Genomic DNA, 16,593 nt, shown 5'->3' with positions numbered 1-16,593 from the left:
ACATGAAATGGGTGTTTGATCTGTAGTGATTTCTGAATAAAACGCTTAAGAACCGGAAATTTTTAAGCCCGATAACCAGGAACGCAGCGATGCTGGTTTTAACGGTTTTTTCAGCAGCACAATATTGAGATCTTTCAAATGCTGTGGCAGTTCAGGATCGGAATCTGCGGTAATCAATGCCACAGGAACCTGTTCCTGACGGTTGGCCAAAATGAAATCCAGACCAATTTTATTGTTGTTCAGGTGCTGATCGACCAGCCAGACCTGAATATTTTCTTGCTGGATCAGCTCTAGGGCCTGTTCGGGTTCAGTGGCTTTAAAGACCTGATAACCCCATTTGGTCAGTAAGGTCGTCATCCCTTCCAGAATGGTTTCATCATTATCTAGGCATAGAATCTTGTAGGCCTTGCTTTTCAGTGGGGTGGCCTGTACAGGTGCTGCCACGACTTTAGGTGCATCCACGATTGGCACTTCAATCATAAAACACGAGCCCTTGCCATATTCAGAATAGACATGTACCGGGTAGTCCAGCAGGCTGGTCATACGCTGCACAATCGCCAGGCCGAGTCCAAGACCTTGCTCGCCCCAAGGCGAAGTATGGCCACAGCGTTCAAATTCCTGAAATAGTTTAATGCGCTGTTCTTCGGCAATCCCGGGGCCGGTATCCCAAACCCCAATCCGGATATGGCGTGGTTTTTCGCTAGAGCGAAGTACACCAACTACAACCTTGCCTTTAGCGGTATAGCGCAGGGCATTGCTGACAAAGTTTTGAATAATCCGGCGAATCCACTGTGGATCGGTGTCGATCCAGAACTGTGCATCATGCACGCTGAATTTAATGCCACGTTGTGCGGCAATAGATTTAAATTGCAGTTCCAGATCACTTAACAGGTCATGTAAGGGATAAGGCTGACGTTTCGGCTGGATGGTACCGCCTTCGAGACGGGCAATGTCCAGCAGGGCAGACAGCATGCTTTCCGCACCATGCAAGGCACGGTCCAGCTGTTGCAGGGTTTTACGGTCTTCATCCGACTGTACGCTTTGTTCTAAAGCGGTACTGAACAGACGTGCTGCATGCATTGGCTGCAACAGGTCGTGACTGGCTGCTGCAATGAAACGGCTCTTGGACATGTTGGCACGGTCAGCCTGTTCACGGGCGAGTTGCTGCTCGGAAAGTGCATCGGCCAGCTGTTGGGTGCGGTCTTGTACCCGCGCTTCAAGTACGGCCTCATTTTCACGGAAAGCGGTAATATCGGCAAAGGTGGTGACGAAGCCGCCGCCTTCAATGGGATTACCTCGCATCTGGATGACGCGGCCATCTTTACGGATCCGTTCAAATTCATGCGCGCTGCCCATGGCCATCCAGTGAATCCGTTTGCGCACGTGTTCTTCGACCGAACCCGGCCCGCATTCACCGCGCTCGGCGTTATAACGGATCAGGTCGGCAATCGGACAGCCGACATAGACAATATCTTTAGGATAATCAAAAAGTTTAAGGTATTGATTGTTCCAGGCCACCAGACACATATTTTCATCGACCACGCTGACCCCCTGGGTCATATGGTCAATCATGGTCATGATCAGGTTCTGGTTAAAGCGTTGCCATTGTGAGGCCTGATCCAGAATATTGGCGACCTGACCGAGTGCCAGACCATTATTCACCATGGCTGTGGTGAGTAGGGTACGCGCCGAAGCAGCACCAATGGTTCCGGCCAGATACTGTTCGGTAAAACGCCACCACATGCCATTGGCATTGCTGTTTTCATTCAGGATTACGTTGTTTTGAGCACAGAACTGCTGAAAGGCATGAGTGGCCGGTCCTTCACCGGTAATCCTTTTGGCCAAGGTAATTAAATCGCCTACTTTCAGGCGGGCAACATCCTGGTGAGAGTAATTGATTTCACTTGAGGCATTGTGGGTCGGCAAAGGTTTGGTTTCATAATAGAAGAAACTTTCCGCCTGAATTTGCTCGGCAATACTGGGACGGAAAATTCGTGACACCCACACATACAGCACGATATTCAGACCCAATGCCCAGGTCACGCCATGGGTGAGGGGAGCAAAAGACTGAAAACCAAACAGTGCTTCGGGGCGTAACCAGTCCATGCCTAAAGGCCCTGCAAGCAAGAACTGCTGGCTAAAATGGCTGTATTCAGCAGGCAGGCTGCGCAGTACGGTAGGCAACAGCAAGGTATAGGCCCACATGACAAAACCGGCAATTAGACCTGCATATACGCCCTGTTTACTGCCACCACGCCAATACAGACCACCAATCAAGGCTGGAGCAAATTGGGCCACGGCACTGAAGGCCAGCAAGCCAAATACTGAAAGCTGGTCGATGTCATTAAAGAAATGGAAAAACAGGAAACCCAGCAACATGACCGCTAAAATACACACCCGGCGGGTAAATTTCAGCACCAGAGGCAGACGTTTGTCATGACGCGAAAGTATGCCGGTACGCCATAAGGCAGGCATAATCAGGTCATTACTAAGCATAATCGACAAGGCGACTGAAGAGACCAGCAGCATTCCCGTAGAAGCAGAAAACCCCCCCAGGAAAGCCAAAAGTGTCAACCACTCCTGATCATAACTGAGCGGCAAGGACAGTACAGCGACATCAGGAATCGCAAGAAAATGCGGTGCAGCATGCAAGGCCCAGCTGGCAATTGGAATAATCGCCACTGTGGTCAGAATCAGATAAGTGGCAAACCAGCGACGTGCACCGCGAATATGTTTTTCATCCCGCAGTTCAACCACCGCGACATGGAATTGTCGTGGTAAGCAGATAATCGCCAAGGCTGCGAGTAAGGTTTGCACCCAGAACGTTTCGGGAACACCAAACAGCTGAACCTGTTTAAAGGTTTCTGCGACATCCGTGGAAATTTGCCCCAGGTTTTCGGGGGCATCAAAGACAAAGAACAGAGCCACACACAGCAGGGCAAACAGTTTGACAAAAGACTCAAATGCCACGGCCAGCATTAAACCGCCATGCTGTTCGGTATTGGCAATTTGTCGGGTACCGAACAGCATGGCCAGAATGGCTAAAATTCCAGTCAAAAACAGCACACTATTGGTGGTGCTTTGTATGCCGGTATTCTGTTGCAACACTACAGCAGCACTCAAGGCAATCGCTCTGAGCTGCAAGGCTAAATAGGGAATAATTGCGATGACTGCCAGAATGGTGACCAAGGATGCCAGAGGGCCGCTTTTGCCATAACGTGCAGCCACAAAATCTGCAATGGAAGAAATGGCATGATGCTGGCGCACACGTCCCAAACGGCGCCAGATATCATAACCCACACCGACAAAAATCAGGGGACCAAGGTAAATGGGCAGGAATATAATGCCTTCACGCACCGCAGCCCCGGTTGCACCGTAGAATGTCCAGGATGAGCAATATACCCCTAAGGTTAGACTAAAGAGAAACATGCGACCGCGGGTACTTAGGCGACTGGCGTGTTTTTCACCAAAAAATGCACAGATAAAGAGTAACGCGATATAAAGGGCGAGCACGCCGATAATGAGCCAACTATTCATATTGCCTACAGCATAAATTTATGTCGTAATAATAACCTATCTAGTAATCTTGCCGCTTTAATTGATCAAAATTTAACACCAAAGTAGTAATTACAAGAACCTAATAAGATTGTTAAGTTAGATAACGAAATAATTCGAATTAAAAAAATCACCTATGGCTGGGTGCACACAGGAGCATGATTATGGATGAGGCACATGTAGAACGTATTCTACAGAATCCCAAATTTAAAGAAATGGTCAGCAGAAAAAGCAGATTAAGTTGGACATTAACAATCATCATGTTGATTGTGTATGTCGGCTTTATGCTTTTAGTTGGTTATAACAAAGAATTCTTAATGAGTTCGGTTGGCGGCGGCGTTACCACTTTGGGTATGCCACTCGGCTTGAGCATTATTGTATTGTCTTTCATTTTATGTGGTGTTTATTCGTATATTGCAAACAATAAACTGGATGCATTAAATGAAGAAGCGATGCGAGAAGTTGCAGCAATTGCGAATGAGAAAGGACAGTAATTAGATGAAATGGAATTCATTGAAAGCGAAAGCAGTTGCTGCTTCTACGCTACTGATGTCAGGTATGGCAATGGCTAGTCCAGATTTGGGTGCTGCTGAACAGCAAGCAACCAACTGGCATGCAATTATTATGTTCGCGATTTTCGTGGGCTTCACCTTGCTGATTACCAAATGGGCAGCAAGACAAACCACCAGTACTGCAGATTTCTATACTGCGGGTGGCGGTATCTCAGGTTTCCAGAATGGTCTGGCGATTGCCGGTGACTATATGTCAGCAGCATCATTCCTGGGTATTTCCGCAATGGTATTTAGTTCAGGCTTTGACGGTTTACTTTACTCACTAGGTTTCATGGTGGGCTGGCCAATCGTATTGTTCCTGGTCGCAGAGCGTTTACGTAACCTGGGTAAATTCAACTTGTCTGACGTGGTTTCATTCCGTCTGGAAGAAAAACCGGTACGTACTTTGGCAGCTCTTAGCTCTTTGGTTGTTGTTGCCTTTTATCTGATTGCTCAGATGGTAGGTGCAGGTCAGCTGATCAAATTACTATTTGGTCTGAACTACAACATTGCTGTCGTGATTGTGGGTCTTTTGATGATGGCTTACGTAATCTTCGGCGGTATGCTGGCAACCACTTGGGTACAGATCATCAAAGCGGTGATGTTACTTTCAGGTGCAACTTTCATGGCTTTCATGGTAATGAAAGGCGTGGGCTTCAGCTTCACCAACATGTTTGAACAATCGATTCAGGTATTCTCTAAAGTACATGAAATCAGCCTTGCAGAAGCAGGCAATATCATGGGCCCAGGTAAACTGGCAGCGAACCCGATTGACGCGATTTCTTTGGGTCTGGCATTGATGTTTGGTACAGCTGGTCTTCCACATATCCTGATGCGTTTCTTTACCGTAAAAGATGCTAAAGAAGCACGTAAATCAGTGGTTGTGGCTACAGGTTTCATCGGTTACTTCTATCTTTTAACTTTCATCATTGGTTTCGGTGCGATCCTTTACGTATCAAACAACCCGCAATTCATTGATGTGGCGAAAATGGCTGTAACTGGCAAGTTAGAACTTGTTGGCGGTAACAACATGGCTGCGGTTCACTTAGCTGATGCTGTTGGCGGTGACTTGTTCATGGGCTTCATTTCAGCAGTAGCATTCGCAACGATTCTTGCGGTGGTAGCTGGTTTGACATTGTCTGGTGCTTCAGCAATTTCACACGACTTGTATGCAAACGTATTCAAGAAAGGCCAAACTACACCTGAATCTGAACTACGTATGTCTAAAATTGCAACTCTAGGTCTTGCGATCTTTGCGATGATTTTAGGTATCCTGTTCGAGAAACAAAACGTGGCGTTCATGGTGGGTCTGGCATTCTCGGTTGCTGCATGTGCGAACTTCCCGGTACTGGTATTGTCAATGTTCTGGAAAGGTTTGACCACTCGTGGTGCAGTAGCTGGCGGTGTTGCAGGTCTTGTTGCTGCAGTAACTCTAATCGTACTGTCTAAAGCGGTTTGGGTAGATACTTTGGGTGTTTCTGAGACACCAATCAACCCATTCAATGGCCCAGCAATCTTTGCAATGCCATTATCGTTCCTATGCTGCTGGTTATTCTCTGTGACTGACAGTTCGGCACGTGCGCATGCAGAACGCAAAGCTTTCGATGCACAGTATGTACGTTCACAAACAGGTATTGGTATCTCTGGTGCATCAGATCACTAAGATACAGTTACTTTAAAAAAAGCCCCATCAGGGGCTTTTTTTATGACTTGAGCAAAGGGAACACAACGTGATTGCAAGGCTGGGCTTTGGTTCTCAATCCTATTGTTAGCATGGATGAGACTCTCTTTTATCAAACATAAATCTGGCAAAGAAGAGGGCGACTTTTATCATTTTTCTACAAATGTTTTACTTGCAGCTTCAATCATTCATGCTAAGTTGATTAAAAGAAACATAAAAAATTCAGGCATAAAAAAGCAATATTCTGGAGCAGTACATGCAGGCGATTATGGATGTGTGGAAGGTATTTCGCGTATTGCCTTCAGCTTGGCTACTTTTATTACAATTTATTATTTTAATTCTGTCGGTTGCCGTCAATTACAGCACGCCTTACCGTACGCTCAGCTGGTTACTGGGGGTGCTGGTTTTACTGGTGATTGCCAAAGTCATTCGGCAAACACCGATGTTTACCATTTTGGGCTTAAGTTTTGTCAGTGGCGCCGTGATTTTTTCTTCCCTGATTATATTAGGTATAAAAAATCCATGGCTGCAAGTCATTGCCCATGGTTTTGAAGCAGCAGCTTACTTTAGCGCGGCCTATGGTTTGTTGCGTTATATGTTTGAAGACCGCTATTTAACCCGAGATGAACTGTTTGCTGCAGGTGCGGTATTTACGTTGCTGGCGTGGGCATTTGCTTTTTTATATAACGTTTGCCAGCTGTTGGTGCCGGGCAGCTTTCAGAACCCCAATGTTACAGGTTTACAAAACTGGCTTGATTTATTGTTTTTGAGTTTTAGTTTGCAGTCTGCAACCGGCTTATCGGATTTAATGCCCCTAAGTGCCCCTGCACGGGTACTGGCACTACTGCAAATGTTTTCCGGGGTTATGTATCTGGCCCTCATTGTTTCACGCTTGATTGCCTTGCAATATATTGCCCATTTACCCAAGCATTCTAAAGACAAAGAGCCATAAAAAAGGACGCATCAAGCGTCCTTTTTAAATTCTTTATCTAATTAAAAATTAGAAACGGAATTTAGCGTTAACGCCTACAGTTTGCGTATCAAGCGCAAGCTGTTCAGCATTCGCATTTACGTAAGAAGCGCCCACTGCAACTGCAGGAGTGATGAAGTAATTTACGTTTGCACCCCAAGCTGAGTCTGGTGTACCAGCAAAGCTAGATTCAGCATAAGAAGCACCAACGCTTAACTTAGGCGTAACGAAAAGAGTTGTACCTAGGTTATAAGCAGTGTCGTCACCGTAAACTAAACCAGATTCAAAACCGATTGCCATGTTGGTTCCGTCAATAGCACCAACATATTTGGTACGTGCAGTAATTGCATCTTGATCTTCACCGATCGTAGCAGTTTCACCAACTGATTTAACAACGCCATTAGCCATAACATTGAATGCATCAAGAGCAGTTTGATCAGCAACGCTCGTATAACCTACTGCAACCAAGAAATTAGGCGCAGCAAATGCACCAAGTTCTAAGGCATAACGGTCGCCTTGATCATCAGTGGCGTTGTTATTTTTGCTGTCTAAAATTGTGTGGCTATAAGAAGCGCTAGCATATACAGGTACAACTTGAGTTGGCACATAAGCTTCAGCTTTAACGCCATAGTTATGAGCGATAACGTCGATATCGTCTGAACCTAACTCGCCGTAATTATAAGCAACAGATACGTTAGATGCTTGGTTTAAGAAAGCTGCTTCAGCCAATGGGCCTTTAGAAGAGTCAACATCTTTAAGGTAATAAGTACCTTGCAAACCACCGGTGAAATCTTTGTCATTTGCTGTGGTGTCGATGTATTCAGACTGACCTTGTACTTCTACTTGATATGCTTGAGCACCGGTCATGGCTAATAATAAAGCAGTGGCTAAACCGAGTTTTTTCATATTAATTTCCAATTCTATTTTCTATTGCAGGTGAATTAAACTACTTTCATTGTATTGTAACAAAACATTAAGTCAATGAACTAAAAGAACATTATTTTGTTGTTTTTTTGTTATACATAATGTTATTGGTTAAAAAAAGTACGATTAAACTGTGTCAGGTCAACTTGAAAAATTTGTTTTTAGAACAAATGAATATGAACATTTTTAAAACTTATTTTTTCAGAAATATGCAAAAACTAGGGGCTTTGTATAATGTTAAATTGGATTAAATTTAAAAATTAATTGTAAAATTCAATTGAAATATACTTTATTGCACGATCTGTATAGCATTTTAAGGCTATTCATTTGATTCTAATAATAAAATTCACCTAAAACGGGATGGTGTTGATTGAAAAATACACAAATTGTAATTTATTTAGTACAAATATCGTGCTGTTAAGATGAATTTTAAATCTTACTGTTTTGATAGGCTTTACTTTTATAACGGTTTTTACGATAATATATCTATCAATTCATACTACATTGCAATAATGTGATAATGATCTGATTCTCCATAAACAAGTTTTTGTTTTATATGCCCAACTTTCCCCAAGGTTGGGTTTTTTTTATGTCAGAAAAATATTGCAGTTGGCTGCGAAGTAAGAACAGGCAATAAAAATGGAAGCATAATCATATTAATAGCAAAACTTATTTTTAGTCATTAGAGATTGAATCCTTAAGTAGAAACCCTAGAATTAACTTTTATTGCACTAATATGGTGCTTGATTTGTAGTAGGGGATTAGATTTTTCTTGAAATTTAAGTATAAAAAACCCCAATTTTCAAAGAAAACTGGGGTTTTTCGCCAAAATCTTCGGAAAAATTAAAAAATCTGCTGAGAATATATTTAATTTGCCCTAATGCAGTGCATTATGCACTTATTTGTGGCATGTGTAAATATTTTCTTATCATGCAAGTAGCAATATTTAGATAAGCAGGTAATTTAAACAATATAAATTGGGGGCTTCCTAGAAATAGTCCTGCATTATTTTGTCGAGATCTTTAAGGGAAACAGGATTTTCTATTTAAGCGGCTTGCTTAACTGTAATTTATAGATATGCAAAATTTTTAATTGCACTCAATGAAAAGCAGGTTGCTACTATCTGAAGGAAAGAATAAAAATTGAGTTGAAACCCTACAGATATGCACTGGATCTTAAAGCTTTATTAAAGAATTTAGATTTTTTTTAACTTTTATTTTAAAAAATATTATAAGTGATTGATAGAATGCAGATATTTAAAAATATTGATTAATTTTTAACTCTTTTTAGATCAAAATCGTGTAATATATTTATATATAATTTGAGTATGATCACAGGTCATTTGGTGTGTATGGTGAGTAATTAATTTATGTATAAATTACGCTCGGAACATATCAGCCGGCGACTGTTTTGGTCGATGATCATTATCGCACTGTCTCTTTTGTTTTTATCTGTTCCCTTAATTGTCAGTAGTTATCAGAGCTATCAGAAAGCAGATCGTGCCTTAACTGAAATTTCTGCGCTTCGTGCTGTAGCTGATTTAGCCAATAAAATTTCCCGTGAACGGGCACCTGCTAATAAGGTGATGTCGAGTAGTGCCGATGAACTCGAAGAAAATATAAAAGAATTAGAAGCTTACCGGAAAGAAGTAGATCTGCAGATTGAGCAGACAAGTGTAATTTTAGCTACGGCAGGTTTTTCTGTTCAGGCTCAAGCCTTATCTTCTCATGTAAAAGGGGCTTTGGCTCAAGGTCGTCATGCGGTCGATGTTTATAGTGCCTTGCCGCGATCTGAACGGAGTGCAAGACAGCTGGATCAGGCGATTCAGCAAATGTTTAAGGCATGGGATAGTTGTAAAGCAATTATAGAAAATGTATTGGTACATTCTGAAGCTGAAGGAACTTCAGTCTCAGACTACTATACGCTGATTTTAATTTTGGCTGATTTACGTGATCAGGCTGGTCGAACTGCCTCTAATATTATGGCAGCGGTGACTTTTAATGAAAAAATCCCCGAAGATAACTTGGCGCGGTCATTGCAGACGCAACATCAGGCCCATTATTTATGGGCTTTAGTGAATACCATACAGCCTGCGCAGGATAAAACCCCAGAATATCTAGCTTTACATCAGCAGGTAAAAGCACAGTTTTTAGATCAAGGTATTCCAATAGTTACTCGCCTGATGAATGAAAGTATCCGTAATCAGGCCTATTCATTGACCGGTACGCAACTCACAGAAGCAATGGTTGATAAATTCCTGACAGTAGTCAATTTGCAAAGCTATATTCTGGATTACAGTGTTACGGTCGCTCAAACCCAGAAGAAACAAGCCCAGCAAAAACTGATTTTAACTTTACTGGTGGCACTGATCTGTTTGGTTGCGGTTTCTTTTACCATGATCTATGCGCGCAATCATGTTTTTATACCGTTACTTAAAGCCAGAAATACCATTCTTCGACTGGCACAGCATCAGGTTATAGAGAGTAAACAGACACCATTATCTGCTAAGCCAATCACCTTATTAGACGCCCTTAAAGAATTAAAGCGGGTACTACAGCAGCGTGACGCACTGGAATTTCAGCTCAGAAATATTGCCAATACGGATAATTTGACGGGTGTATCTAACCGTTTGGCTTTAGAGGAATATATCCGTTATCTGGAGAATAAGCCGAATCAGTTCAAGCACACTGGCTTAATCATTATTGATATCGATGACTTTAAGCATGTGAATGATACTTTTGGGCATATTGTCGGTGATGAAGTCATTAAACTGATTGCAGAAAAATTGCAATTGAATGTAAGAGCTTCGGATTTAATTGTTCGTTATGGTGGTGATGAATTTTTGGTTTTAATCGAGCACATTAATTTTCCGGAGGCTTGGGCTATTGCCAATAAAATTCTTCAGGAGATTGGCAGATCTGAACTGTATATTGCTGAATTAAACCAGAATATTCGTATTTCTGTTAGTGCTGGAGTAGTGGTAGGGGGAGCATCGTGGATGTCACTACTGGAAAAAGCCGACAAATCATTATTTCAGGCTAAGGCAAATGGTAAAAATAAAGTGGCGGGGTGATCTAGTACAAATAAAAACCACCCTCACTATTTTAAATCTCCCAATCATCTAATGGTCGATTTAAGTTATTAGCTTCTACAGGTGCCCAAGAAACTAACTTTTCCCATAGTTTAGTATCGAATCTATCATCCAAATATGTATATCTTAATATTCTGATCAGCTCTGAACGATATCCTTTACCTCCAAACTTATTTTCTAGATCATAAAACGAGTATAGGTTTCCCTTGAGCCATTCTTCATCAATATAGTTAACAATTTTATTTATTTGCTCTGATGTAATTTTATAACAAGATATAAAAGGATCTTTGTCTCCTTCATGTTGAAAAAAAGGGAATAAATCATTTGCTATCGCATAAATATAGGATTGTGAAAAGCCAATTTTTTCTCCATAAATTCTATAATTCATAGTAATACTTAGTTTTCTATTTTCGTACAAAGCTTGGATTAGTTGCTCATTAGTCACCATCTTTTACGACTCCATCTATATTTCTTAAAATTTCATTGATTTGACTAACTATGCTTTGAATAGCTAATTGGATAGTTTGGACATCAGCATTAATATCGATAGTCTGAATATCCGATTGAATTTTTTTGATTTTATGTTCGTAAGGGTGGAAAATCACTTGACTAGAAATTTCATTTAGAAGGTGGTTAAGCTGACTTAGATGTGTATTTAATTTTGAGCCTCTATTGTTGTAATTTCGGGTATATTTTTCTGAAAGTATACTTCTAATTTCTTTTAGTCTCTGAGCATCTCTATCTAATTCTCTACGATTAATAACATTCTTAAGTTCTTGTTTTATATTTTTCGCATGTTTTTCTGCATCCAAAGCTGAATTCTTAGAGTTTTGTGAAGCTTTATATGATTTGTGAGCTTGATATATGCTAATTCCAGTTGCAATACAAGTAGCAACAACCCCAATAAAGGCTATCCAATTAAAAAAATTTTCAGGCATATCGAGTACAAAGAATAGTTATATTGGTTAATTCTTTGTACTCGATTTTTATTGTTATTTCAACAACGGCTTCAAGAACTTAGCTGTATGTGAAACTTTAGATTTCACCACTTCTTCAGGTGTACCTTCAGCAATAATCATCCCGCCACCAGCACCACCTTCAGGACCCAGGTCAATCACCCAATCCGCAGTTTTAATTACATCCAGATTATGCTCAATCACCACAATGGTATTCCCCTTGTTGCGTAGCTCATGCAGAATGTCGAGCAGCTTGGCAATATCGTGGAAATGCAGACCCGTAGTCGGCTCATCCAGTACATACAAGGTTTTACCGGTATCACGTTTTGCCAGTTCACGCGCGAGTTTGACCCGCTGTGCTTCACCACCGGAAAGGGTGGTTGCAGACTGACCTAAGCGAATATAACCTAAACCCACCTGATTCAAGGTTTCCAGACGGCGGTGAATCACCGGGATGGCCTCAAAGAAATGCATGGCATCTTCAACGGTCATTTCCAGTACGTCGGAAATGTTTTTGCCTTTATAGCCGACTTCTAACGTTTCACGGTTATAACGCTTGCCATGACAGGCATCGCAAGGCACATACATATCCGGTAAGAAATGCATAGCTACTTTAATCATGCCATCACCTTCACAGGCTTCACAGCGGCCGCCTTTCACGTTAAACGAGAAACGTCCTGCGGCATAACCGCGAGCTTTGGCTTCAGGGGTTTGGGCAAACAGTTCACGAATCGGGGTGAACAGACCCGTATAGGTTGCCGGGTTAGAACGTGGGGTACGTCCAATCGGGCTTTGGTCAATGTCCACGACTTTATCAAGGAATTGCAGACCATCAATCGAGTCAAATTTTTCTGCGGTTAACGTGGTTGCACCGTTCAATTGTGTTGCGGCCAGTGGTAACAGGGTACGGTTAATCAAGGTTGATTTACCCGAACCCGATACACCGGTGACACAAGTCATCACGCCTAAAGGAATGGTTAAATCGACATTTTGCAAGTTATGACCGGCCGCGCCCATCAGCTTGATTTGCTGTTCCGGTTTTGGCGGCTGAGTTCTGACTTTCGGTACTTCAATTTTTAACTTGCCGGACAGGTACTGACCCGTTAGCGAATTTTCATTGGCTGCCAATTCTTCATAGGTGCCTTCGGCAATGATATGGCCGCCATGCACACCCGCACCCGGACCAATATCAATAATATGGTCGGCGGCACGAATCGCATCTTCATCATGTTCAACCACCAGGACAGTATTGCCTAAGTCGCGTAAGCGCACCAGGGTTTCCAGCAGACGGTCATTATCGCGTTGATGCAAGCCGATGGATGGTTCATCCAGCACATACATCACGCCCATCAGGCCGGCACCAATTTGAGAAGCCAGACGGATACGCTGTGCTTCACCGCCAGACAAGGTTTCGGCAGAACGGGACAAACTTAGGTAATTCAAACCGACAGAGACCAGGAAGTGCAGACGTTCACGGATTTCCTTGAAAATCTTGTCGGCAATTTCGCCTTTAGCCCCTTCAAGATTTAAATCCTGATAATAGCTTTCGGCATCACCAATCGACATTTTGGTGATCTGGGCAATGGTCTTGTCTTTGACCCGGACATTGCGGGAAATTTCATTCAGACGTGAACCGCCACAGGCATCACAGGCTGCATTAGACAAATATTGTGCTAAATCATCACGGACATAGTTCGATTCTGTTTCACGGTAACGGCGTTCCAGATGCGGCAAAATACCTTCAAAAGGTTGCACCCGGTTATGTTTACGACCGCGTTCATCAACATAACTTAAATCGACTTTTTCTTTGCCGGTCCCATACAGGAATTTCTTTTTGGTCTCAGCATCCAGCTCATTCCACGGCGTATCCAGCGAAAAGCCAAAATGGGCGGCGACTTTTTCAATCATGCTGTAGTAATAAGGACGCTGTCTGTCCCAGCCACGAATCGCGCCTTGGCTAATCGAAATTTCAGTATTGGGAATCAGCTTTTCTGCACTGAAATGGCTACGCGTACCTAAACCATCACAGACCGGGCAGGCCCCAAAGGGATTGTTGAACGAGAACAGGCGTGGTTCCAGTTCGGCAACCGCACGGTCACATTCCGGACAGGAGTGTTTGGCAGAGAATACGCGCTCAGGTTGCTCGCCTTTCATCCAGGCCAAAATGGCAATATCACCGCCCAGGCGCAGCGCAGTTTCAAAGGATTCGGCAATCCGGTTACCCAAGTCATCACGTACTTTAAAACGGTCAACCACCACTTCAATGGTATGCTTTTTCTTTTTGTCCAATTCCGGTGGAGTATCAATTTCAACAATTTCACCATCCACACGCGCACGGACAAAGCCCTGACTTTGCAGCTGTTCAAACAGGTTGCTGTATTCACCTTTACGCTCACGCACCACAGGGGCCAGCAGCATCAAGGCTGTACCTTCTTCCAGACTTTTTACCGCATCGACCATTTCTGATACGGTTTGTGCCACCATCGGCAAGTCATGTTCAGGGCAATAGGGTGTGCCGACACGAGCATATAGCAGACGTAAATAGTCGTAAATTTCCGTGATTGTTCCCACAGTTGAACGCGGGTTATGGCTGGTCGATTTCTGCTCGATAGCAATGGCCGGACTTAAACCTTCAATCGAGTCGACTTCCGGTTTTTCCATTTGCGAAAGGAACTGGCGTGCATAAGCAGACAGTGATTCCACATAACGGCGCTGACCTTCGGCATATAAGGTATCGAAGGCGAGGGATGATTTACCTGAACCCGAAAGTCCCGTAATCACCACAAACTTGTCGCGTGGAATATCGAGAGACACATTTTTCAGGTTATGGGTACGTGCACCTCGAATACGGATGTGACTTTGGCTCATGCAATGATCCTAGAAAATTCATCAAAAACCTATATATGATAGCGCATGAAAAATGTTCAAGCTGTATTAAAAAGAATTTAAACGACATTTTGTGTCGGACTGGTCAAGGATTGAAACTCAATGCATGGAAATGGTCTTTCTCTGTACCTGCAAGTCATAGATTTAGATATTGAAATTCAGTATTTCGACCGATTCACCGTTAAAATGCAAAATATCGTCTGAAAAATAAAAAACGGAAATCTCATGATTATTACAAAAGTTCTGATCGCCCTGATTGCGGTGTTGCATCTTTATATTTTAATTTTGGAAATGTTTTTGTGGGATAAACCTCTGGGTATGAAAGCCTTTGGCAATACTGCAGAAAAGGCAAAACTCACCAAGGTGCTGGCACAAAATCAGGGTCTGTATAATGGTTTTTTAGCCGCAGGCCTGATCTGGTCGCTACTTGCGCCTGCAAGCTATGCACTTGCACTGGCAAATTTCTTTTTGGCTTGTGTGCTGGTTGCTGGGATTTATGGCGGTATTACCGCAAGTAAAAAAATTATTTATATTCAGGCATTGCCTGCACTGCTGGCTTTGATTGTGCTGAACTTAGTTTAAGTAAACGATATTTTTCAGCTTAGACTATGCGGTTTAATAAATTGATCAGTTCGGATGGGTCGGGATGCTGGCTTTATTTTTGAAATGTATTTTAGGGTAGCGGTTGTACTTATTATTTTCCTTCTGTCCAAGAGTAAAGCGTTTTATATCGCCGGTCTGGTGTCACTCTTTCCGACTTTTGCCCTGATTGCCCATGTGATTGTGTCGCAACAGTAGGGTGCAGAAGCTTTGCGTAAAATGGCATATTGGGTTTATGGTCTTTAATTCCCTATGCCATTTATTTGCTGATGATTTATATGCTGGCAAGCAAAATGTTGATGTGGTCCTGTTTAAGCATAGCAACCCTTTGCTGGATTGTGGCTGCGGCAGGGCTGATTTATGGCTGGCAGATGTTTCAGCAGTAATGATTTAATAAACAAAAATTAAAGCATCAAAAATATTTGCTATCGCGGAAGAGCCATTCGCAACTGTTCGAGGCAGAACTACTTTTTTAAAGTAATGTTTCTGCGAAAAATTTTATATTTTTCGGTAATCGGCGAGTTTTGCGAATGGCAAATGCCTTTGGTTACTTTGGGCGAAACCAAAGTAACGAATGAGCTGTTTCAATTTATGTTATAGCTGTAAGACTCCGCCGAAAAGAAATAGGTATTTTGGATTAATCATCCACACCTAACCACTGACGTTGATCATAAGCACTATCCCAGAACAGCCATTCCAGTTTGGCAGCCGTGGTATAGGCATGATGCATTTTCTCTAAAGTATCTGCATCACAACGAGCAGCTACGCTATCAACCGTCGCAATTACGTTACGAACTGCCTGATTAAACTCTTCACCGGCATAGGTATCAATCCAGGCCTGATAAGGATTATTCGGAATGGAATGTTGAACAATCGCTTTACCGACTTCAGCATAAATCCAAAAACAGGGCAGTAAAGAAGCCAGAACCACCGGATAGCTTTCTGACCAGGCTGTGGCGGTTAAAAATGAAGTGTAATGATGACAAGCCAGAGTCAGTGGCGTGGTTCTAAATTCTTCTTGGCTAATGTCAAATTCCTGCATAAAGTCAGCATGCAGGCTGCGTTCTACCACAATGGCAATCCTGGCAGCATCTGAAAACTGCATGACATCCTCTGCTGTAAATGCTTTGGCAGCACAGACCGCCAATGCACGGCCATAAGCCAGTAAATAATGCGCATCCTGAATGACATAATGACTAAAAATATCTTTGCTCAAAGTCCCTTGTGCAAGTTCTTGGTTAAATGGCAGGGCTAAAGTTTTTTCGTATAAAGCCAAGTTGCGTTGCCATACATCTTGAGAAAAGCTCATGTCATCATCCTGTCGATGTTAAAAGAAGAATTTACAGAAGGCGGGACTATAACAAGAGTTTTCAGCTCAA

General features: G+C 42.7%; 11 protein-coding genes and 1 pseudogene. 6 read left to right on the top strand and 6 right to left on the bottom strand.

From position 1 onward, the window contains the following. Positions 1-45: 45 nt before the first annotated feature. Positions 46-3,537, bottom strand: a complete 3,492-nt coding sequence (locus JFY49_RS15310; protein WP_166170778.1) for a PAS domain-containing hybrid sensor histidine kinase/response regulator — start codon at positions 3,535-3,537, stop codon at positions 46-48. Positions 3,538-3,719: 182 nt separating this feature from the next. Between JFY49_RS15310 and JFY49_RS15305 the strand changes: the two genes are divergently transcribed. From JFY49_RS15305 to JFY49_RS15295, 3 genes are all read left to right on the top strand, one after another. Beyond that, complete coding sequence (locus JFY49_RS15305; RefSeq protein ID WP_086196508.1) at positions 3,720-4,049, top strand: DUF485 domain-containing protein; 330 nt, start codon at positions 3,720-3,722, stop codon at positions 4,047-4,049. Positions 4,050-4,053: 4 nt separating this feature from the next. Next, a complete protein-coding gene (locus JFY49_RS15300) occupies positions 4,054-5,769 on the top strand; it encodes a cation acetate symporter (RefSeq protein WP_086196507.1) in 1,716 nt (571 codons plus the stop codon). Positions 5,770-6,043: 274 nt separating this feature from the next. Next, positions 6,044-6,739: an ion channel gene (locus JFY49_RS15295; RefSeq protein ID WP_200223353.1), complete on the top strand. Its 696-nt coding sequence runs from the start codon at positions 6,044-6,046 to the stop codon at positions 6,737-6,739. 48 nt (positions 6,740-6,787) lie between these two features. Here the strand turns inward: JFY49_RS15295 and omp33-36 are convergent, their stop codons facing one another. Next, positions 6,788-7,663: a porin Omp33-36 gene (gene omp33-36 / locus JFY49_RS15290; RefSeq protein ID WP_086196505.1), complete on the bottom strand. Its 876-nt coding sequence runs from the start codon at positions 7,661-7,663 to the stop codon at positions 6,788-6,790. Positions 7,664-9,050: 1,387 nt separating this feature from the next. On the opposite strand from omp33-36, the gene JFY49_RS15285 reads away from it, so the two are divergent. Then, entirely contained in the window at positions 9,051-10,754 is a 1,704-nt protein-coding gene (locus JFY49_RS15285) for a GGDEF domain-containing protein (RefSeq protein ID WP_166170776.1), read from the top strand. 31 nt (positions 10,755-10,785) lie between these two features. On the opposite strand, the gene JFY49_RS15280 is transcribed toward JFY49_RS15285, so the two are convergent. The 3 genes from JFY49_RS15280 to uvrA are packed head-to-tail and all read right to left on the bottom strand — an operon-like array spanning position 10,786 to position 14,596. Continuing rightward, positions 10,786-11,220: a hypothetical protein gene (locus JFY49_RS15280; RefSeq protein ID WP_166170774.1), complete on the bottom strand. Its 435-nt coding sequence runs from the start codon at positions 11,218-11,220 to the stop codon at positions 10,786-10,788. Then, entirely contained in the window at positions 11,210-11,710 is a 501-nt protein-coding gene (locus JFY49_RS15275) for a hypothetical protein (protein ID WP_166170773.1), read from the bottom strand. The genes JFY49_RS15280 and JFY49_RS15275 overlap by 11 nt, the downstream gene beginning before the upstream one ends. Positions 11,711-11,764: 54 nt before the next feature. Further along, on the bottom strand, positions 11,765-14,596 hold the full coding sequence (uvrA, locus tag JFY49_RS15270; protein WP_166170771.1) for an excinuclease ABC subunit UvrA: 2,832 nt from the start codon (positions 14,594-14,596) through the stop codon (positions 11,765-11,767). Between the two features lie 246 nt (positions 14,597-14,842). Between uvrA and JFY49_RS15265 the strand changes: the two genes are divergently transcribed. Next, a complete protein-coding gene (locus tag JFY49_RS15265; RefSeq protein WP_166170792.1) occupies positions 14,843-15,196 on the top strand; it encodes a DUF1304 domain-containing protein in 354 nt (117 codons plus the stop codon). Positions 15,197-15,260: 64 nt separating this feature from the next. Beyond that, positions 15,261-15,600: pseudogene (locus JFY49_RS15260) on the top strand (GlpM family protein). Positions 15,601-15,851: 251 nt separating this feature from the next. On the opposite strand, the gene tenA reads toward JFY49_RS15260, so the two are convergent. Then, positions 15,852-16,523 (bottom strand): thiaminase II, encoded by a 672-nt coding sequence (gene tenA, locus JFY49_RS15255; RefSeq protein WP_166170769.1) that lies wholly within the window; start codon positions 16,521-16,523, stop codon positions 15,852-15,854. Between the last annotated feature and the right edge of the window lie 70 nt (positions 16,524-16,593).

The sequence above is a fragment of the Acinetobacter sp. CS-2 genome, assembly GCF_016599715.1.
In the GTDB taxonomy this organism is placed as follows: domain Bacteria; phylum Pseudomonadota; class Gammaproteobacteria; order Pseudomonadales; family Moraxellaceae; genus Acinetobacter.
The sequence above is the reverse complement of the archived record's forward strand: the minus strand, read 5'-3'. Positions and strand labels throughout refer to the sequence as shown.